20 protein-coding genes and 1 tRNA gene are annotated in these 19264 nt (G+C 68.4%); 9 read left to right on the top strand and 12 right to left on the bottom strand.

Features of this window, described 5'->3' with window-relative positions; all coding sequences use genetic code 11:
• Nucleotides 1-127: 127 nt before the first annotated feature.
• Genes O7631_RS17275 through O7631_RS17265 form a run of 3 tightly spaced genes read left to right on the top strand, consistent with a single transcriptional unit; the run spans nucleotide 128 to nucleotide 1902 of the window.
• Nucleotides 128-784, top strand: a complete 657-nt coding sequence (locus O7631_RS17275) for a YbaB/EbfC family nucleoid-associated protein (RefSeq protein ID WP_278145118.1) — start codon at nucleotides 128-130, stop codon at nucleotides 782-784.
• 9 nt (nucleotides 785-793) lie between these two features.
• Nucleotides 794-1111 carry a hypothetical protein gene (locus O7631_RS17270; protein ID WP_278145117.1) on the top strand — a complete coding sequence of 106 codons (318 nt, stop codon included), beginning with the start codon at nucleotides 794-796 and terminating at the stop codon, nucleotides 1109-1111.
• Nucleotides 1112-1152: 41 nt separating this feature from the next.
• On the top strand, nucleotides 1153-1902 hold the full coding sequence (locus tag O7631_RS17265) for a hypothetical protein (protein WP_278145116.1): 750 nt from the start codon (nucleotides 1153-1155) through the stop codon (nucleotides 1900-1902).
• Nucleotides 1903-1914: 12 nt separating this feature from the next.
• Here the strand turns inward: O7631_RS17265 and O7631_RS17260 are convergent, their stop codons facing one another.
• Complete coding sequence (locus tag O7631_RS17260; RefSeq protein ID WP_278145115.1) at nucleotides 1915-2511, bottom strand: hypothetical protein; 597 nt, start codon at nucleotides 2509-2511, stop codon at nucleotides 1915-1917.
• Nucleotides 2512-2720: 209 nt separating this feature from the next.
• Between O7631_RS17260 and O7631_RS17255 the strand changes: the two genes are divergently transcribed.
• Nucleotides 2721-2867: a hypothetical protein gene (locus O7631_RS17255; protein WP_278145114.1), complete on the top strand. Its 147-nt coding sequence runs from the start codon at nucleotides 2721-2723 to the stop codon at nucleotides 2865-2867.
• A 14-nt stretch (nucleotides 2868-2881) separates the two neighbouring features.
• On the opposite strand, the gene O7631_RS17250 is transcribed toward O7631_RS17255, so the two are convergent.
• The 5 genes from O7631_RS17250 to O7631_RS17230 all read right to left on the bottom strand — a co-directional run bounded on the left by O7631_RS17250 (nucleotide 2882) and on the right by O7631_RS17230 (nucleotide 8519).
• On the bottom strand, nucleotides 2882-3250 hold the full coding sequence (locus O7631_RS17250) for a hypothetical protein (protein ID WP_278145113.1): 369 nt from the start codon (nucleotides 3248-3250) through the stop codon (nucleotides 2882-2884).
• Complete coding sequence (locus O7631_RS17245; RefSeq protein WP_278145112.1) at nucleotides 3247-4830, bottom strand: hypothetical protein; 1584 nt, start codon at nucleotides 4828-4830, stop codon at nucleotides 3247-3249. The genes O7631_RS17250 and O7631_RS17245 overlap by 4 nt, the downstream gene beginning before the upstream one ends.
• Nucleotides 4831-5182: 352 nt before the next feature.
• Entirely contained in the window at nucleotides 5183-6538 is a 1356-nt protein-coding gene (locus tag O7631_RS17240) for a hypothetical protein (protein ID WP_278145111.1), read from the bottom strand.
• Between the two features lies 1 nt (nucleotide 6539).
• A complete protein-coding gene (locus tag O7631_RS17235; RefSeq protein ID WP_278145110.1) occupies nucleotides 6540-7133 on the bottom strand; it encodes a hypothetical protein in 594 nt (197 codons plus the stop codon).
• Nucleotides 7134-7166: 33 nt separating this feature from the next.
• Nucleotides 7167-8519 (bottom strand): S8 family serine peptidase, encoded by a 1353-nt coding sequence (locus O7631_RS17230; protein WP_278145109.1) that lies wholly within the window; start codon nucleotides 8517-8519, stop codon nucleotides 7167-7169.
• A gap of 676 nt (nucleotides 8520-9195) precedes the next feature.
• On the opposite strand from O7631_RS17230, the gene O7631_RS17225 reads away from it, so the two are divergent.
• From O7631_RS17225 to O7631_RS17210, 4 genes are all read left to right on the top strand, one after another.
• Entirely contained in the window at nucleotides 9196-9933 is a 738-nt protein-coding gene (locus tag O7631_RS17225; RefSeq protein ID WP_278145108.1) for a hypothetical protein, read from the top strand.
• A complete protein-coding gene (locus O7631_RS17220) occupies nucleotides 9926-10504 on the top strand; it encodes an XF1762 family protein (RefSeq protein ID WP_347403511.1) in 579 nt (192 codons plus the stop codon). Before O7631_RS17225 ends, O7631_RS17220 begins: the two co-directional genes overlap by 8 nt.
• Nucleotides 10505-10619: 115 nt before the next feature.
• Nucleotides 10620-11582, top strand: a complete 963-nt coding sequence (locus O7631_RS17215) for a tyrosine-type recombinase/integrase (protein ID WP_278145106.1) — start codon at nucleotides 10620-10622, stop codon at nucleotides 11580-11582.
• 539 nt (nucleotides 11583-12121) lie between these two features.
• Nucleotides 12122-12682, top strand: a complete 561-nt coding sequence (locus O7631_RS17210) for a hypothetical protein (protein WP_278145105.1) — start codon at nucleotides 12122-12124, stop codon at nucleotides 12680-12682.
• 136 nt (nucleotides 12683-12818) lie between these two features.
• Here O7631_RS17210 and O7631_RS17205 read toward each other — a convergent pair whose 3' ends face one another.
• Entirely contained in the window at nucleotides 12819-13376 is a 558-nt protein-coding gene (locus O7631_RS17205; protein ID WP_278145104.1) for a hypothetical protein, read from the bottom strand.
• 437 nt (nucleotides 13377-13813) lie between these two features.
• On the opposite strand from O7631_RS17205, the gene O7631_RS17200 reads away from it, so the two are divergent.
• A complete protein-coding gene (locus tag O7631_RS17200; RefSeq protein ID WP_278145103.1) occupies nucleotides 13814-14554 on the top strand; it encodes a hypothetical protein in 741 nt (246 codons plus the stop codon).
• A gap of 214 nt (nucleotides 14555-14768) precedes the next feature.
• Here O7631_RS17200 and O7631_RS17195 read toward each other — a convergent pair whose 3' ends face one another.
• The 5 genes from O7631_RS17195 to cmk all read right to left on the bottom strand — a co-directional run bounded on the left by O7631_RS17195 (nucleotide 14769) and on the right by cmk (nucleotide 19247).
• The gene (locus tag O7631_RS17195; RefSeq protein WP_278145102.1) at nucleotides 14769-15395 is read right to left on the bottom strand and encodes a maleylpyruvate isomerase N-terminal domain-containing protein; all 627 of its coding nucleotides are present in this window, start codon (nucleotides 15393-15395) and stop codon (nucleotides 14769-14771) included.
• Nucleotides 15396-15767: 372 nt separating this feature from the next.
• Entirely contained in the window at nucleotides 15768-16724 is a 957-nt protein-coding gene (locus O7631_RS17190) for a tyrosine-type recombinase/integrase (protein WP_278145101.1), read from the bottom strand.
• 116 nt (nucleotides 16725-16840) lie between these two features.
• A tRNA-Pro gene (locus O7631_RS17185) sits at nucleotides 16841-16914 on the bottom strand.
• Nucleotides 16915-17124: 210 nt separating this feature from the next.
• Nucleotides 17125-18531 carry a ribosome biogenesis GTPase Der gene (gene der, locus O7631_RS17180; RefSeq protein ID WP_278145100.1) on the bottom strand — a complete coding sequence of 469 codons (1407 nt, stop codon included), beginning with the start codon at nucleotides 18529-18531 and terminating at the stop codon, nucleotides 17125-17127.
• Nucleotides 18528-19247 (bottom strand): (d)CMP kinase, encoded by a 720-nt coding sequence (cmk, locus tag O7631_RS17175; RefSeq protein ID WP_278145099.1) that lies wholly within the window; start codon nucleotides 19245-19247, stop codon nucleotides 18528-18530. The genes der and cmk overlap by 4 nt, the downstream gene beginning before the upstream one ends.
• Nucleotides 19248-19264 lie beyond the last annotated feature (17 nt).

The raw sequence follows: 19264 nt of genomic DNA, 5'->3' as shown, positions 1-19264 counted from the left end.
CGCCGTGGCGAGACGTCCAGTCCAGCGCCCGGGGTCCCACGGATCTTGGTCATTCACGTACCGTGGTCCTACCTCGCCGTGGCGGGCGAATTACGGAAAGCGTTGACGAGCAGGAGGCCGGGGGCGGATGCAGCACGGCAGCAGGCGTGAACGCCCCGAACTGGCAAGTCTGGACTTCCTGGGCGACGATTCCGTCCTGCGCGAGCAGGCCGATCGTGCGCTGCGCGAGACGGGACGTGAGCTGCGAGCCGCGGACTGCTCCGCGGCGGACCACTCCGGCTCCGTCCGCGTGGTGGTCGACGCCCAACGAGAGGTCTCGGCTGTCACGATCGCTCGGGACTGGCGCAGCCGGCTCGGCCCCAGCGGGTTCGCCGATGCGCTCTTCGAGGCGTACGCCGCCGCCGTGCAGGCTGCCCTAGAAGCGGCGGCGCTCCTTCATCTGCAGACGCAGGAGAGAGATCCTGCAGCGTCGGATCAGGAGCCGCTCGACAGGAGCCCCGATCGGGACGTCGACGAGTACACGTGGCTGCGCGACACCTGGCGAACACTGTCCGACCTCGACGCGGATTTGGACGCTGCGGCGCGGCGGACGACGCGGACGGACGAGTCGGGCATGTCGAGCCCAAACGGCTGCCTGAGATTGCGCATCCGCGGAGGCGGCATCATCGGCATCACCGGCGACGTCAGGCGGATCGCACGGGCAGACGCGGGTCAGTTGCAGTTCGAGGCCCGTTCCCTCTTCCGCGCGTTCGAGCTGGCCCGCGCCGGACGGACTGGATCGTGAGGTAGTGAGATGGCTGACCTGAACGTCATCACCGATTCGCTACGCGATGAGGGAGGTAAGTGGCTGACGCTGTCGGACCGTGTCGCTGCCATCAAGGTCGCTGCGGAGCAGCTGCATCTCGACCCGTCGGCCTTCTTCATCGGTGACGCGAACGTCCTCGTCCACTCGCTGGCGTACAAGGACTTCCACACCTTCATGGTCGCCATCTTGAGTGGAGCGGTGACCGAATTCGAACAGGTCGGCGAGGCCCTGCGTCGCATCGCCGACGAGTACGACCGGGCCGACGAGGTCATCTCACTGGACCTCAACGAAATCTTCAGGGCCTAGCGGCCCACCGCGCGACGTTCGGAGAGGGCACGGAGCACCCCATGCAGCCAGGCACCACTGATCTCGAGTACGGGGAACCGTTCAACAAGGCGTTCGACCACATCCGCTCCGGCGTCGACGAGGCGATCGCCAGGTTCAATGAGATCGTCGAGCAGGTACAGCAGTGGAGGTGGCTCCTCGGACCCGCAGCACTCTTGTGGATCAAGCACAGCCTGGACAGCACCAAGACGGCACTGAACGTCGTCCTCGACCGCGTCGAGCAGGCCCTGGAGCATCAACTGCCGGTGCTCTCGCTGATCGAGGTCAGCTTCCGCTGGGTCAACGACGTGAAGACCCCGGTCTCCGAGCTTTCGTCCGCCACCACCGACCCGGCGAACGAGAACCTGCCCAAGTGGACCGGCGACGCCGCGAGTGCTTACAACGCGAAGGCGCTCAAGCAGAAGGCCGCGGTCGACGAGTCCGTCGTCAAGTCGGAGTTCATCAGCCAGTGGTTGTTCACGATCGCCAAGGCGAATGTCGACTACGCCGTCGAACTCGCGAAGATCGTGACGGGGCTGGTCGGCAAGCTGGCGCAGGCGGCGTCCGAGGGGGTGACCGTCATCGACCTACCGTGGGCCATCTCCACCCTCGCCGAGTCGGTCGGGGACCTGGTCGCCGCTGGCTTGGACGTTCTGCTCACCATCGGCCAGCGTTTCGTCGACGCGTTGGGCAACGTCCGGGACATCGCGACGCAGGTCGGCGATCATTCGAAGCTGCCCGGGGGGCGGTGGCCGGAGGCCGTCCGGGGATGACCGACGGGGGCATCACACCGTGGGTACGGCCGCCTGGGTCGCCTTAAGCAACGTCAGCGCCTTCGGCGCAAGCGTCTCGGTGGCGGCGTAAGAAGTACCGCCGACGGCCAACCAGACCTTCACCACCAGGTTGCCCGTGCGCGCGCGGACCATGTACTCGGCATACTTGAAGCCGGGCTCGGAGCGCCTGGTGAAGGCTTCCGCTTCGTCGCCCACACCGGTGATGACGCCGGCGGGAGTCATCACCGTCACCTGCGCCGTGGCCCGGTAGAGCAGCCGAGCCTCCTGCTCGCTGGCTGGCGTGGACGCCTCCACCCGCAGATTCGCCTGATGCCCGTCCTCCGTTCGCATCTCGAACAGACACGACGCACCCGGCTGCCCCAGCGGCGGCTTCGGATCGGTGCGGGCTACCGTCAGGGACAGCTCCGCCAACGGCCGAAGATCAGTACGCTTGCACAGCTCCAGATCCTGAGCGCGATAGGTGGGGCCGGCCGAGGCGGTGGGCGCGGTGGAGGCAACGCTGCTCGTGGCCGGCCCGGCCGTCGGCGCACCCGCAGGAGCCGAGGCACCGTCACAGGCGGCAGCGGCGAGCACCGCAACGAGCGCCACGACAAGACGAGAAACACTGGCCGGCACAGACACGTCTCGAACATACCGGCTGCGCAGGTGGCAGACTGCCCGAGCGACGAGCCACTATGGTGCCGGGTATGCCCGCAGCAGAGACCCCGGAGCACATCGCCCGGACCCGCATAGTCACCGCCCGGGCGGTCCTGCAGGGCCAAGCTGATCTTCGGACGTACCCTTATCGTCTCTTGGCCGTGGTCTCCCACCACGGCGTCAGCGGCGACAAGGTCAGCGAAGCGGTCGCTGCCGCCGAGGTCCTCGGCCAGTTCGGCTGGGACCTCGTCAACATCTCGGAATTCGCCTCCAACAAGATCGTCTACGCCTTCCTGCGGCGACGGTGACGATGAGGCGGACGCTACCCCTGCGGACGGCCGTTGATCCGCTCGACGGGCGGGAGCCGCCGCACGGGTTCGTCACCGATGGAGTAGACCTCCAGGCAGCACAGATAGCCCTCACCATCGACGAGTAGCACGATGCCGGCGGAGAACTCGTCGTCGCTGATGTCAGCCGAGACCGGTGCACCGGACAACACCCTGGCCGGCGCTGCGACGCGGTCCACAGCAAGGTTGACGGTCACACAGCCGCACCCGCACCGACCCTCGACTGCGGCGAACGGCAACTGCGCACGCAACTCGTCGCGCCCAGGGAACGGCACGGACAACAGCCGCGCGATGACGTCCCGCTCGATGTCGCTGAGCGAGCGAGGCATGTCATTGCCGGTCATAGCGCCGCCTGATGGGGCAGGCCGGCATGGAACCGCAGCAGCCGGACCTTGTCCTCGCCCAGGATCGGACGAGCACGCTCGATCAGCGTGTCGAGTTCGGCGGCACGATCGCGGGATGGACCGTGATAGGTCGTGGCGGCCTGCCGATTGAGCCACGCGGTGAGGTCCGCCCGCGCGCTGCCGCGCAACCGGTCGTCGGAATCGTCGATCAGCCGTAGGTTGGTGACCAGCCGCTGCCAGGCGTTCCCCGCGACCAGTAACCGGTAGCCCGCGAACCGGATATGCGGCGCGTTGCCCGGCCTGAGTAGGGCCTCGAGCATCTCCGGGTCCAGGGCGGGGAGGTCGTGGCGCAGGGCCGCCACCACCTGGCGGGTCACTGCGCCAGAGTCGTCGCGCAGCAGCGGCACCAGTTCGGCCGACCGGGTCACGCCGAGGCGACGCAGCGCCCGGACCGCCTCGACCCGACCACGCGAACGTGGATGCGCCAGCCACCGTCGAACCAGGCCCGCATCCTCGACGCCGCCGGTCTCGCCCAGCCCGGCGATCACCCCCGGCGCCGGCGCCTCCCGCCGAGCACGCAGGCGATAGAACTCTGCCGGATCCGCACCGCCGCGGCGGAGCGCGGCCTGAGCGATCGCCCGCACCAACGGATGCCGATCAGGCAACGCCGCCTCAGCAGCGCCCAGATCACCGACCGCAGTCACAGCCTGCAGCGCCTCAGCCCGAACCAGCGCAGTACGGCTAACCAGCAACCCCCGCAATTCAGCCGGGCCCGACGCGGCCTGAACGGCACCACGGGCGCACAGAGACCGGATCGGCAGGTCGTCGTCCTTCATCGCCGCCGTGATCAACCGGCGCACACTCAACAGACCACCGGCCGTCGCTGCCCGGTACGCCGCCCGCCGGGTCCGACGATCCCGCGCCGCCAGCAACGGCTCCAAACCGTCCAGTGGCAGGTCCCGCAGGACACCGTCGACGCGCTCGGCCAACCAGGCACCCTCAGCGCGACCCCGCAGGGCGAACGCCATCTCCGTGAGCTGGGTCAACGACCCCCGCGATGACACCAGCCAACCATCCACCGCCGCCCTTGCCCGCTGGCGCACCTCGGCCACCCAGTCCGCGCTGCGAAGCGCCAGCACCGCCACCGCAGCCGGGTGCGCGTGACCAGCCAGGTGAACGACCGCCGCTTCGCGCATCCGCCCGTCACGGTGGCAGCCGGCTACGACCAGGCGCAGTAACTCCACCTCACCGTCAGCCAGGTCCGCCGCGAGTCTCCGCGACCAGCGCGGCGCCGACCACCACCGCTCCCGCAGCGCTTCATCCACCGGCAACCACCACCGCGAATCAGCGGAACCGAGCGCATCCAGAGTCGCGTCCTGCAGGCCGGGCTCCCCGTCGCGGGCCACCGTCAGCAACACGGCAGAGAACTCTGCAGGGCTGACGCTTCGATCGGCGCCGCCGGCCGCAGCCCGCAGCCACTCGGTGGCCGGCAGGTCAGGCAGGTAGTCACGTTCAGGCAACTCGCTCGAGCCGGCAGACAAGGCTCGCAGCCACCGCCGCAGCACTGTGCCCAGCGACATCGCGCCCCCGTCCCCTACCGCCGACCACCATGATCGCAGCCATTCTGTCGCCCATGAGCCGACAGGGCGAGCGCATTCACCCGCAGCCTCGCGGCGACTCCGCAGCGGGTGGCGACCAACCGTCAGACATCGCCCAGACCAACTAAATGATCTTCGCGGTACGGAGAAGGCGGCCAGCCGCCGTTGGACCGAAACTCGTCGTCGTTGGGTGACGGCGCCCCCGCTGTTGGGCTGACCTGGCGGCACGTCGCTATCCCTGTTCTCCGGATGAGTCTGCCGCGATCATTTGTCGGGCACGACCCCAGGGACGACCGCTGCCGTCAACGTGCGGAGCGCTGGTCGATGGCGAGCCTCAGCGCAACACGCCGTCCGTGCCGTCGTCGTCCGCGCCCCATACGTCGTCGTCTTCCCTGAGCCAGGTGCCGTGTTGGGACTCTTCGTTGCCGTCGTCAGCCCCGCCGTTCGTCCCAGTCAGGCCGCCCCGGACGCCACCGCCGGCAGCACGCGCGCCCGAGCTGCCGGACCCACCCCGGCCACCCGCGCCGACCATGCCAGGCGCCATCGCCGCACCGCCCCTGCTGGACGGACCATTGGCACCGCGTCCGGCCCCACCGGTACCAGCCGCGCCACCCATCATCGGGGGCATGCCGAGGCTGACCGGGCGGCCCAGGGAACCACCGCCCGGAATGGGGACGCCGGCCCCGCCCAGGCCTGCCGTGCCACCAAGACCACCGCCCCCAGCGCCCAGGCCAGTCGCGCTGGGCACGCCACCGCCGGCACCGAACCCGGAGTTCACGCCGGTGAGGGTCCCCCCTGCGCCTGCCCCGGCCAAGCCGCTGCTGTACTCGCCGGCCAGAACGCCGTCACCGAGGTCGTTACCGACGCCCGAGGACGCGCCGCTGCCGGTTGGGGTGTTGGCGTCGTAGCCGCCGGTGCCGGAGGAGAGATCCGGGTGGCTGGCCGAGCCGAAGCCTGCCCCGCCGGAGCTGACGTGGCCGGTTCCCAGAGAAGGTTCACTGCCGAGACCGCCGGTTGAAGGCCCTCCACCGAGGCTGGCCGCCTGGCCGGCACCGCCGGTGCCCGTCGGACCTTCCAGGTCCACCCCGCTCGGGCCGCTGCCTGTGCGCTTCTCCGACAGAGCACCTCCGGGGGTCTCCCGCTCCCGGGCTGCGTAGTCGTTGCTGACCTGGTCGTAGGCTTTGCGCGCGTCCTCGGTGTTGTTGTTGAAGAATTCGCCGATCCGGTCGTTGAGCTGGCCGAGCTTCTCCATCGGCCAACTACCCGCGAAGTCGGCCCGGATGCTCGCCTCGAACAGCCCTGTCTCGATGACGATGGCACCATTGCGGGCCGCCGCCAGGTCGCCCACGCACCCCTGTGGGACCGGCATCGCGTTCTGCGCACGCTCCAGATCCTGCGCCGCGGTTTGCAGGACGGTCACGATGCTGTGCTGACCGCTGCCCGACTCCCGGGCGCCGTCCACAATCGTTTCGGCCTGCTTGATCAGCCCTTCCATGTGCGTGCGGAACGCGTCATACGCCGGGCCCTTCCAGCTCTCGCCGAGATCGTGGACGTCGGCGTCCACCAGCCGCTTCACCTCCTCGACGTTGCCCAGCAGCGCCTGCCAGCCCAATGCAGCGCTGGTGATATCGGCCGGCCGGCCTGCGACCAGCACCTGCCGCGCCATGTCCTCCCAGCTCAGAGCGCTCACGTCAGACCCCTTCCGCGCTGGCGCCCGCACTGGGGCCGCCGGCCTTTAAGGCCCGCTGCATCTCCTGCGCTGACATCTTGTTCGCGTATTCGGCGGTGTCGTACTTGCGCTTGACCTCGCGCAGCGCATCGGCCGCCCGGTACATGTCGTCGGAGAGCTTCGTCAGCGACTCCGAGGTCGTCCGGTGCAGAGCATTGTGCGCCGCGGCCAGGCTCAGCCCTTTGGGAAAGCCGCCCAGCGCGCCGCCCGGGCTGGCCAGCGCCGCTTCGCCGCCGAGCAGGTCCTTGATCTCCTCCATGTCGACGGCGAGCCGGCGCAAGTAGCTTGCATGCCGCTCGATGTTGTCGGCGGCCGCTTCCAGACGGTCCGCCTCCCACTCGGTAACGTCGCGCTGACCGGGCCCACCCACGAGCTGCGACGGCGCCGATCCTGCGCCGGCGCGGACGTCATCCTGGCGGAACCCAACGGACGGCCCGTGCGCAGCCACCGTGGCAATAGGCCGCAACGGGCTGCCCGCCGGCATCGCATCAGCGACGCCGGGCGGCACCCGCATCCAGGCCTCCACCTGCGGTGGGCTGTTGCCCTCGTCGCTCATCTCCGTCCTCCCCGTTGATCGGTCAGTGATGTATCAGCGCTGGTGCGGGCCGCCCAAGCCCTGGGGCGGTGCGGTCCCGGGCTGCCCCGATCCACCGGGCTGACCCGGTAGCGCCGCGGGCGGAGGGAATGGGGGTACGGGCTGCGGCCTTGGCTGATGTGGATGAGGATGCTGCGCATCCGACCGCGGGGGCGGCGGGACGGCCGGGTGGCCGTACCCGGGCGGCGGGAACTCCGGACCACCCACCAGCGCTCTGCCCGGTCCGGGTCCGACCGGCGGCGCGGTGCGACGGCGCCGACGGCGGGCGACGACTACGGCCAGCACCACCGCGCCGATGACGACGGTCAGGCACAGCACGCCCGCGACCATGATGCCGGTCTTGTTCTTAACCTTGATGGCGACAGCCGGCCCTTCAGTCTGCCCGCCTGTGGGGGAGGCCGTCGCTCCGTCCGGCTGCGCGCCGGCAGCCAGCAGCGGGTTGACGTCTACGGCTGACACCGGCCGCTGCAGCGCCGCAAGCACGTCCACCGCGCCGAAGCCGAACTCCGGATCCCGACCCGGCACCCCCACGTCCCGGGCCGTACGGATCAGGCGATTGATCACGTTCGCCGCGTCCAGGTCCGGGTAGCGTGATCGCACCAGGGCGACCACCCCGGCCGTGATGGCGGTCGCCTGACTAGTGCCCGAGGCAACGGCGTAACCGTTGCCCTCGACCACCGTCGGCACGGGAGCGATGATGTCGTCACCCGGGGCGGCGAGGGCCACCTCGGAGCCGCCGACCGAGTAGCGGGAGAGGTCGCCCGACCTGGTTGTCGCATTGACCGCAATCACGCCGGGCGCGTTCGCCGGAGAGTTGACCGTCCGCCCGCCCTCACCGGTTGCGGCGACCAGCACGACGTTCTTGGTCAGGGCGTACTGGACCGCCTCGACGATCCGGATGCTGGCGGGCTGCTCGAAGCCGATGGACAGGCTGATCACGTCGGCTCCGGCATCGGTGGCCCAGCGGATGCCCCGCGCCACCTCAGCGTCGTTGCCGTCGCCCTCGCTGCCACTCAGCGCGATCGGCAGGACCTTCGCCTCCGGTGCGATCCCCAGCTGCCGGTTCCGGTCGCCGCCCCGCCCGACGATCAGGCCAGCCATCGACGTGCCGTGTCCCGCCTCCTTATCCCGGTCGATCTGGCCTTGCGGAGATCCCGCTGGGGCGGCACCGGGGCGGCCGGTCAGTTGGCCGGCGAGCGCCGGGTGCGTCGCGTCGACACCGCTGTCGATGACAGCGATCGTCACCCCACGTCCCTTGGTGATCTCGTGGGCCTGCGGAATCTGCAGCGCGTCGATATACCACTGCAGACCGCGCACCGTGTCGGCCGCCGACGCTGGGGTTGGCACGCCCACCACCCCGGACCCGACCACCGCGCCGACCATAGACACGGCGACCGCGAACTTCAGCCCCGATCGACGACCCTTACCCGTACGCACGGCACTCCCCGAACCTCGTCGACTAGCTACGCGTTGCGGCTCCGGTCCGGCTCGAGCCGGACCGGAGCCGCACGTCTGATGTTCTCAGCCTCGCACCTTGGTTGGCCTTGCTCATCTCGGTGGAGACGTCGTTGCGCGGCCAGCACCGACGGCGCCGCCGATCTCATTCAAAATTTTGCCAACGTCCCGGACGGCGGGGCAGTCGCTGCTTCGATCTCAGACACCAGTTCATGCCCTTCCGTCTCTTGTGGCGCTGGATCCGCGAGGCGGCGCTCCTCCACCGCATGGCCGCCAACCAAACGGCCGCGTTGCAGGTGAGACGCTAGCGCAACGCGTCAAGATCCCGCCACCCTGTGTTACCAGCTGAGCCGGCGCGACACCTCGTGCAGGTGATCCGACGGTCGCCATCCACGCCAGACTCGTCGGCAACCCGCCGCACAGTCCGACACCACCGCCGGACCGGAGGTTGGCCAACCGTTGGCCAACGGTTGGGTAGCCAACGCGCTGCTCCCCCAGCAAAACCCACCGTCACGACCGCTCTTGGTGGTTGTGAGCACGGGCCAGCCGGTGTGGAAGCCACCCACCGATGACCAGATCCTCCGCGACACCCGAGAATCCCAGCGGGCCGGACCCATCGTCCCGAGACGGCAGACCTGACCCATACGCCGACAGCTCCACCTTCGGCCACCACCGCGACTTCCTTCACGTCGACGTCATCGTCGGTGGCTCGCCGATCTGGATCTCGGTGTGGCGCAGCGGCGCCCTTGGCGAGATCAGCGAGTCCACGTTTCGCCGCCTGCTGGCGCGTCGGATCATCGCCGTCTACAGCCGGCGCGGCGCGACCGTGGTCGACTTCGATGGCGACCCGACCGTGGGCGACGAGTGCATTGCCGCGGGCCGCGCCTACCGCCCGGTCACCCATGCTGCGGGCCTGGCCGGTCTCGACACCGTGGAGCAGGTCGGCCTGGTCGTACTGCGCTGGCCGCGACCTCAGCCGCTCGCGCGACCCAGGCCGGTCGACAGTGTGGTGGCCGACCTCTTCCAGGCCCTCCGGCCGGTCATCACCCCGGACGGCTTCGCGGTCCTCATCGTCGAGCAGCGTCCGACCCAACCGGCGCCCACCGAGGTCGTGCACCTGGCCGGGCGTGTCCCCGGGGCTCACGCGGGTGGGATGAACTACCTCCAGCACGTCCTCGCGATAACCTCACCGGTAGGCCTCACGGCAGACAACGCAGACTCCGAACCGTCGGCGCCCAGTCGGCACGGCTCGCCGACTGCCCTGCACCTGCTGGCCTTCGTCGTACGAGCAGGCCGCCGTGACTGACCAGCCGGAGACTGCCGCCCACCACCGCCCGTCGCGTCGCCGCCCAGCCCGTCCGCGGGTACGGCCGATCAGCTACCGACAGGCGTGCGCCTACATCAGCGCCCACCACCAGCAGCTCGAACGACCGCAGGGACACACATTTTCCCTCGGACTGACCAACCAGGCCGGCAACCTGATCGGAGTCGCAATGGTCGGCCGTCCCGACGCCCGCCACCACGACGACGGCCTGACCGCCGAAGTCACCCGCCTGGCGACCGACGGGCCACGCAACGCGTGCTCGATCCTGCTTGCCGCCGCATGGCGAGTCGCTCGACGCATGGGCTACCAGCGCATGATCACCTACATCCGCATCGACAGGCCCGCCGCCGGCCTACGGGCCGCGGGTTGGAAGGTCATCGCCGAAGCCCTTCCCACACGCGGGCGGAATCGGCCCAGCCGGCACCGCGCGCCGCGCGCCACCGGTGACGCAACCCGCACTCGCTGGCAGGTCACCACTGAGGACTGGCGTACCCGAGCCGAAGCCGCTGACCGCGTCCCCCGGCGGGCCAGAGATGGACAGGGCACATGGTGACCGGCCACAGCGCAGCCACGCGTGCACCGGCGGGTCGGTTGCTCAACCACCGCGACGGGCTCATCGGCACCCTGCGGCCGGTCCTCGACGAATACTCGACCTGGAGCGTCACCCCATGCCAATAGACGCAGGAAAGATGCTCGCTGGCCTGCCCACTCCCTGGCGCGGCTTCCTGGAGGACTGGCATCGGTCATTGCGGTCCGGGAACTATCCGGAGACGACCCGCTACAACTATCTGCTCGCCGCGGCACAGCTGGCCCGCTACCTGCAGGATCGTGCGGAGTCCGCACCTGAGACGTCGGAGGCAGCACACGATCCCACTGCCGTGGCCCGGGCTCATGTAGAAAAGTTCCAGGCGTGGATGGTGGAGACACGCTCACCCGCAACCGCCCTGAACAAGCACAAAGCTCTGCAGCAGTTCTTCAAATGGCTCGCGCTCGACGAGGAGGAAATCGATCGATCGCCGATGGAGCGCGTTCGGCAGCCCAAGACGCCGCAGAAGCTGATCCCGATCATGCGGGACGACGACACGCGACGCATCCTGGACACGTGTCGCGGCAGAGCGTTCGTCGACCGCCGAGACGAGGCGATCATCCGCCTGCTGTACAACACGGGTGCGCGGCTGTCCGAGGTCGCCAACCTTCATGTTGACGATGTCAGCCTCGCCGACACGGACACCGTCCGCTACCACGGCAAGGGCGCCAAGGACCGCCGGGTACGGCTGGGACCCAAGACCGCTCGGGCCATGAGCCGCTACCTCCGAACGCGGTCCCAGCACAAAGGGTCACTCCTTGCCGAGCTTTGGCTAGCGGACCGAGGCACACGGGCACTTGCGGCCAACGGCATCAAGCTCATGCTGAAACGTCGCGGCCGGCGCGCTGGCGTCGCGAACGTCCACGCCCACCGTTGGCGTCACAACTTCGCCCACGAGTGGAAGCGCGCCGGCGGCGACACGGGCGACCTGATGCTGTTGCTCGGTTGGACCTCAGACGACATGCCCCGGCACTACGGAGCAAGCGCAGCCGCCGAACGCGCCCAGGAAAGCCAATCCCGTGTCGGGATCGGTGAGCGTGTCTGAACCCGACGAACCGACAGCCGGGTCGACAGGGCTGACACCGGAGCAGCGCCGACGCCGGGCACGCATAGCGGCCCACGCATCCTGGGCCAAAACGACCGACCGCCGCGCTCGCACGACAGCGGGGACGCAGGGCTTCCTCGATCGCTTCGAGCGACAGGTCGACCCCGAGGGCCTGCTCGATCCAGATGTACGCGCCGAGATGGCACGACACGCCAGGACGGCGTACATGTTGCAGCTGGCGGAACTGTCCCGAAAGTCCCGCCGTCGGCGTACAGATCCGAGTCCATAGGCAGGTACGCCGTGACGTACAAGGATCGGCATGGCAAAGGGCTCCTGCGGCTCGCCGGCGAAGCCAGTCCACCACGACGGTCCCTTCAACAGAGACAATCCCACCAACAAACAGGGGTCTGCTGTCACCGGATTCGTCAGTCGGCCGGCGTGGATGCCACCGGCAGCGCGGCCGGCGCCGCCGGAATGGCAACTGACGGTAGGGCAAACATGGCTGACGGGCTGGGTCCAACCACGGCGAGGGGACGTCGATGAGACTGCTGGAGACGATGATGCCGCAGGTAGCGGCGCTGATCGGCGTGGTGGTCGGCACTGTCGGCACGATCATTGCCACGACAGTGGCCGAGCGGGCTCGGTGGCGGCGCAGTCAAATGGTGCGATGGGACGAGCGGCGGCTGGACGCCTACGCCGATTTCACCCGTGCCGTGAAGGAGATCCACTTGCTGGCGCTGGGAATGCTCAGCGCCCACCGGCCCGGCGCCCGTACCCCCGCACTTGACCGCGAGGAGGGGTTGGTGCGGTTGGCTCAGGCGGATGTGCGGCACACGCTGACATGGGAGGCGGTTCTGCTGCTCGGTGATGAGGTCACCGTAGGGGCAGCCTCCGCATGGCGTCACGAGGTGCGGGCCTTGGAGCAGGCCGCGCGTTCCTTACCGGACCCGCCCGACAACCTTACGGAACTGGTTCGGCAGGCCGATGAGACTCGTGACGGCTTCTACCGTGCCGCGCGAGGCAGCCTCGGTGTCCGCGGCGGCATCGTCGACCAGGTACGGCGGCCAGCCGGCAATCGTGTACCGGCCATTCGCCTCTGACGTAGGTCCATAACACGAGCAATTGGCGGCGGCGGCGGTGGGTGGCGTCGCGCTCAGTGAGCACCGGCTTTGCCCTATGGGCCGCCGCATTCGCTGACCCACCGTCGGCAGGCCGGTGGGTGATGTGCGGTTCGTGTCAGTCGTGGCGTCGGGGTGCGGGTGGGTGACCGCGGTTCGGATCGTGTTTTCGGAGGGAGTCCTCGCTTTCGTTGGCGAGTCGTTGTAGTAGCCATTCGGTTGCCGCGTGCACCTCGGTGGCGGCACCGAGCGGGGTCTCGACCGGCGGACAGGTCTGGGCGTCGACCTGGTGGCCGCCGCAGCCGGTGGGGTCGGAGTCGCAGCTGAGGAAAATCGTGGTGTGCACCTGCCATGGCGGTCCGGGTCGGTGGTAGGGCATGCTGCCTGCCGGGGCGCAGAGGACATCTACCCAGATCTGATTCGATCCCCCTTCGCCCGCCAGTATCGTGACCGGGAACTCCGGTTCGGGCCCGAGCCGCTGATAGCGGAAGCGGTTCAGGGTTACGCCCCAAAGCTGGGCGTCGGATCGTGCACCCAGCCGCTGTCCAAGCCGGAAGAGGGTCTCGTCGGCAGACTGCAGAAGCTGACGAACGCGGTCGTGTTCCGTCCGATCCGCCAGGGCGGGGAACAGCCAGCCGACCTCGCCCAGCGGCAGCGGAATATCCCGAGAGGTCACGACTCAGTCTGTGTTGCCGAACCACGCGACGTCCACCCGTTACCTGTAGGCCGCCGCGCGCGGTCAGCGGCATGAGCGGGCACCTGATCAAGCGATGCTGGCAACAAGCTGACAGTACGGCTGGAGTTGAGACAAGGTGCCTCACAATGCCAACAGCGATGTCAGGGGTGGCAGCCTTGTGCTGCCGGTAGGGGCAGGTTTGATCTGATGTCGGCGTCGACGCCATTCGAGAACGGCCACGACCAGCGGAGATTTCGCCGTGGCTGTCGTCAGCGATAACGCACGATTGCGGCCTTGCCTGTCCTTAGTAAGCTGTGGTCCGACACTAATGTCGGAAAGGGATCCGTATGCCGGTTTGCAATGTGCGCCCCTTTCCGGTATCTCGATACCAGCTCGCGGCCACTCGGCCCGCCACCAACGTCAGACCGAAGGCATAAATGGACGACAAAGAGGATGTCGAGCTAACGCCGATCAATGAGAGAGTTGATCCATACTCGTTCAAGCTGGTTATTGGCGCAAGCACCACGGGCGCCGGCGCTGGGGCACTCGGTCTTGTGGCGAACGTGGGTCAGTTCGCCTCCCTCACCCTCGACATCGCGCTCGTTTGCGTCGGCGCCGTTTCGGCAGTCTTGTGCGTCGTGGGCCTTCTGCGAAAGGGGTTCACTGACTCTAGGCGGCGAGTGACTTTTGTGGTGACGATATTGTTGATCTCGGGCGCAGCTATAGGGGTCGGGATAAAACAAAAGTTCGGAAGCGACCTCGACTCTCTGCCGGCGAGTGACGCACAAGTCGAACCTGAACAGGTGAGGAGCCCCATTGCCGACGGGCAGTTTCTGGAACCGCATGAACCCTTGCCGGCCTGCGCTTTGGCAAAGATTTACATCGAGGGCGGTGTCCCGAAGACCGGATGGGTATACGTCGTGGGACACCGGGACCACGGGACCAGTCGCATATATTTCGTTACGGTCGAGAGAGCTTCAAATGACAGGTGGGCCAGCAGAGTTCCCACTGGCAGCAACGCGGCGGAAGTGTGGCTCCTTGCCATGGCGGCCGACTGGGTCAACTACCTCCCAGAGTTGGCGCCGTCAGCTCAGTCAACTCGATGGTCCTCCGAGGATTTGCCGCCGGGTTCTACGTCGCTTGACCACGCAACGTTTCCGCTGGCCGCCGGTTGTTAGCATTTGCGGCTGCTCGATCGAGTGTCACCAATCGGTAGTTCCGGATTATCCGCTTCCCTAATTATGCAGCTTCTATTTTGAGTGAAATGCCTAATCCTGTGTATTCATCTCAACGTGATCGAGTGCACTGACATCGGCTACAGCGCGCGGCGCCAGGCGCTACCAACGCGCGACAGCGGCAGATGAGGACAGTGCAGAGCGAGCGCTCGACCAGCTAGAGGGCGGAGATGGAGGTGGGGGCTCGTTCTTGCCGAGCTAGCGCGCGTATCACGTTCAGGGAACCGTGTCGCCAGGCCGCGAGGCTGCACAGCAGCTGGATTGTCGCTTCAGTCGCTGTCTGCGGCATCGGTGGGGTCGGCAAGCCGAGGCTGACTGCCAGGTCGTCGGTGTGCACGACCAGCTCCATGACCCGGGTCAGCAGGAAGTCGTCGACCTTTAGGCCCCAGTTGCCGAGGTCCACGATGCGGTCGGGCGGCTGGGCTGTCACCATGGCACCCAGGTCGGTCAATGCCGCATCGACCGCGTCCGCCAGCTCCCTGGGGTTCGTCGCTGCAGCTGTCTGCTCACTGCGGCGCCGGATGTCGATGTTGTCGGCACTGTCCACGCCTGAGGTCACCCAGGCGTTGCCGGTGAAGTGCTCCAGCACCGAGATCGCCGAGCCTCCCGGCGGCGCGGCGAGGAACGTCACGGTCTGAGTGACCTGGTTGGCCAGATGACGGGCGAGGCCACCGGTGGAGAAGTCCGGCAGTGCGCTGGGCGAGGACCATCGCTCGGCCAGTATCGGATTGCGCAACAGGGCCAGGGCAGTCGCGGCGGCGTCCAGGAACGCGGGTCGGATCATCGAGTGCAGGTTATGCGCGCACAGGAACCCTTGTCATCCCCCGCACGAGCCAGCGAGGAGCGGCTCCCCGTTTCGAATCGGTGATCACCGGCAGATCTGAACGCCGAGCCGCGCGTCGCTGGCACGCCATCCGTTACGCGACGTCGCCAATCGGAGCGTCCGCCGGTCCTCCACGCATCACGAATGCCGATCAGGCGATCAGTGGGAGCTCCAGCCACCCCGATGCAGCTCTGCACGACAAGACGTACCGGAATCTGCACCGGAGCCAGTGCGCCGAACCCAGCCTGACTCGACTTGGGTCTGCCGATCAACGACGAAAGCAACGCGGTCGGCCAAGCCGGCGCTCGGCCCGGCCGACCGCGTTGCCCACGTCTACACCCCTTCCCCGATGCCCAGTTGCACCTGGATCTCCTGGGCGCGTTCGGCCGCCGCGCTGGCGCCGTAGTGCCGGGGCATGTCCTCAGAGGTCCAGCCCAACAGCAGCATCAGGTCGCCCGTGTTCCCGCCGGCACGCTTCCACTCGTGGGCGAAGTTGTGCCGCCAGCGGTGGGCGTGCACGTTCGCAACGCCGGCGGCGAGGCCCAACCGCTTGAGACGAATCTTGATGCCGTTGGCCGCCAACCTCCGGCCGCCGCGGTCGGCGAGCCACAGATCCGGCAGCTCCGAACCCTTGTGCTTGCCGCGCGCCCGGAGGTAGCGGCTGATGGCCCGGGCCGTCTTCGGCCCGAATCGAACCCGGCGGTCCTTGGCACCCTTGCCGTGGTAGTGCACCGACTCCGTGTTCAGGTCGACGTCGTCGAGCAGCAGGTTGCCGACCTCCGACAGCCGCGCCCCGGTGTTGTAGTACAGACGAATGATCGCCTCGTCGCGCAGGTGCGGAAAGGTTCTGCCCTTGCAGGCGTCGAGGAGCTTCTTCGTGTCCTCGTCCCGGATGATCGGGATCAATTTCTGTGGCGTCTTGGGCTGGCGGACCCGGTCCATTGGAGATCGGTCGATGTCCTCCTCGGCCAGCAACCACTTGAAAAACTGCTGCAGACCTTTGTGCTTGTTCAGCGCAGTCGACGCGGACCGGGTCTCGATCATCCACGCCTGGAAAGCCTCCGCGTGCCCCCGCGTCACCTCGGTGGGGTCCTCCGCGGCGTCGGCGGCATCAGGGTCCGGCGAGTGCTCGGCCAGGTAGCGGGCCAACTGCGCCGCGGCGAGGAGGTAGTTGTACCGGGTCGTCTCCGGGTAGTTACCCGCTCGCAGCGTCCGGTCCCAGTCGCGCAGGTATCCCGCCCAGATCGAGGACAGGTCGGTCGTGAGCTTGGTGAGGTCCAGTAGAGCCATGTCGGTCACCCGTCGAGTCAAGGGGTCGATAAGCGGCGTGCTCGACCTCGACGAACCACCGTGAACACGAAAAAGAGGGCTTCCACAGGCTCTGACCTGTGGAAACCCTCTCGCTGTCGGGACGGCCGGATTCGAACCGACGACCCCTTGACCCCCAGTCAAGTGCGCTACCAAGCTGCGCCACGTCCCGCCCTCGCGTGGTTTCCCACTGCGACAGCCGGTACAGCTTAGCGCAGCAGCCGCGACCCTTTCGCACAGGCCCCACCCGCGCCACGCAGCGACCGGGCCGCCGTGAGCGACCACCCCCACACCCCCTAAAGCGTCCTAGGAGGGTGGGTGCGAGAAATGCCGGATGGGCAGCTCGCCCATCCGGCATTCTTCGAGCAGAACGGCAGACGCGTCAGCCGTGTGCCTTGCCTCGACCGCCCGGGCCGAGCTTCTTCCTCGGGCGGACCGAGATCTCGATCGGGCTGCCCTCGTACCCGAATTCCTCGCGGAGCTTGCGCTCGACGAAGCGCTGGTACCCGGCGTCCAGCGGGCCGGTCGTGAACAGCACGAACCGTGGCGGTGCCACGCCGGCCTGCGTCGCGAACAGGATCCGCGGCGCCCGTCCACCACGCACGGGGTGCGGGGTGGCCTGCACCAGCGCGGTCAGCCACTGGTTGAGGTGCGCGGTCGGCACCCGGGTTTCCCAGCTGGCCAGGGCCTTGTTCAGGGCCGGGGCCAGCTTGTCCACCGCACGGCCGGTCATCGCGGACAGGTTCAGGCGGATCGCCCAGGGGATGCGGCGCAGCTCCCGGTCGATTTCCTTGTCCAGGTAGTACCGGCGGTCGGCGTCGACCAGGTCCCACTTGTTGAACGCGATGACCAGCGCCCGGCCGGCCTCGGTGACCATCGTCAGGATCCGCTGGTCCTGCTCGCTGATCGGCTCGCTGGCGTCCAGCAGCACGACGGCCACCTCGGCGGCCTCGATCGCGCCGGCGGTGCGGAGGCTGGCGTAGTACTCGGTGCCGCTGGCCTTACCGACCCGCTTCCGAAGGCCGGCAGTGTCGACCAGCTGCCAGGTCTGACCGCCGATGTCGACCAGGCTGTCCACCGGGTCCACAGTGGTGCCCGCTACCGAGTCGACGACCGCCCGATCCTCGCCGGAGAACCGGTTGAGCAGGCTGGACTTGCCCACGTTCGGCCGGCCGACCAGCGCCACCCGGCGCGGCCCACGCGGACGGTTCTCCACGATCGTCGGCGCTTCCGGCAGCGCGGCGAGGATGGCGTCCAGCAGGTCACCGGAGCCACGCCCGTGCAGCGCGGACACCGGGAACGGCTCACCGAGACCAAGGGACCACAGCGAGGTGGCCTCCATCTCGATGGAGTTGTTGTCGGCCTTGTTGGCCACCAGGATCACCGGCTTGGCGCTACGCCGCAGCATCTTCACGGCAGCCTCGTCCACGTCGGTGGAGCCCACCATCGCGTCGACCACGAAGAGGACCACGTCGGCGGTGACGACCGCCGTCTCGGCCTGCGCCGCGATGGCCGCGGCGCGGTCCTTCGCGTCCGGCTCCCAACCGCCGGTGTCCACCACTGTGAACGCCCGGCCGTTCCACTGCGCGTCGTACGGCACCCGGTCCCGGGTCACGCCCGGGACGTCCTCGACGACCGCCTGCCGGCGGCCGATGATCCGGTTGACCAGAGTGGACTTACCCACGTTGGGGCGACCGACCACGGCCACCACCGGCTGCGGGCCACTCGGTTCCTCGACGGCGACGTCGGGCTCCCGCAGCTCGACCCACCCACCTGAATCGCTACTCATGCCGCTCCTCCGCTGCGCTCCGAAGCGTCATGGGAAACAACCACACCCCGCTCGGTGAGCATCTCGCGCAGTCGCGTCACGACCTCGTCGATGCCCAGCTCCGTGGTGTCGAGCACCACGGCGTCGGGTGCCTGCGCCAACGGGTTGACCTTGCGGGTCGAGTCGAGCCGGTCCCGTCGGGCCAGGTCGGCGGCGGTGGCCGCCACGTCCGCGGCGTCCTCGGCGCTACGCCGGGCGGCGCGGGCCGCTTCGGAGGCGGTCAGGAAGACCTTCAGGTCGGCGTCCGGTGCCACGACCGAGCCGATGTCCCGGCCCTCGACCACCATCCGACCAGCGTTGGCGATCATCTCGCGTTGCCGGGCGACGAGCAGCTCACGGACGGCCGGCACGGCGGCGACGGCGGAGACCGCCCCGGTTACCTCGGCGCCCCGGATGTCGGCGTCGACGCCGACCCCGTCGACGGTCACGGCGTACCCCTGGGGGTCGGTGCCGATGCGCAGGTCGACCTCGCCGGCGACCTTGGCCACCGACGCGGCGTCGGTGAGGTCCACGCCGGAGCGCAGCACGGCCCACGTGATCGCCCGGTACATCGCCCCGGTGTCCAGGTAGCGCGCACCGATGCCGGCGGCGAGGCGCCGCGACACGGTCGACTTACCCGAACCGGACGGCCCGTCCACAGCGACCACACATCGCTCGGCCCGTACGTTTTCCTCCACCGTGTCCTCCTCAGCCC

Origin of the sequence: Micromonospora sp. WMMD967, from assembly GCF_029626165.1 — a bacterium.
Classification (GTDB): domain Bacteria; phylum Actinomycetota; class Actinomycetes; order Mycobacteriales; family Micromonosporaceae; genus Micromonospora; species Micromonospora taraxaci.
The sequence above is the reverse complement of the archived record's forward strand: the minus strand, read 5'-3'. Positions and strand labels throughout refer to the sequence as shown.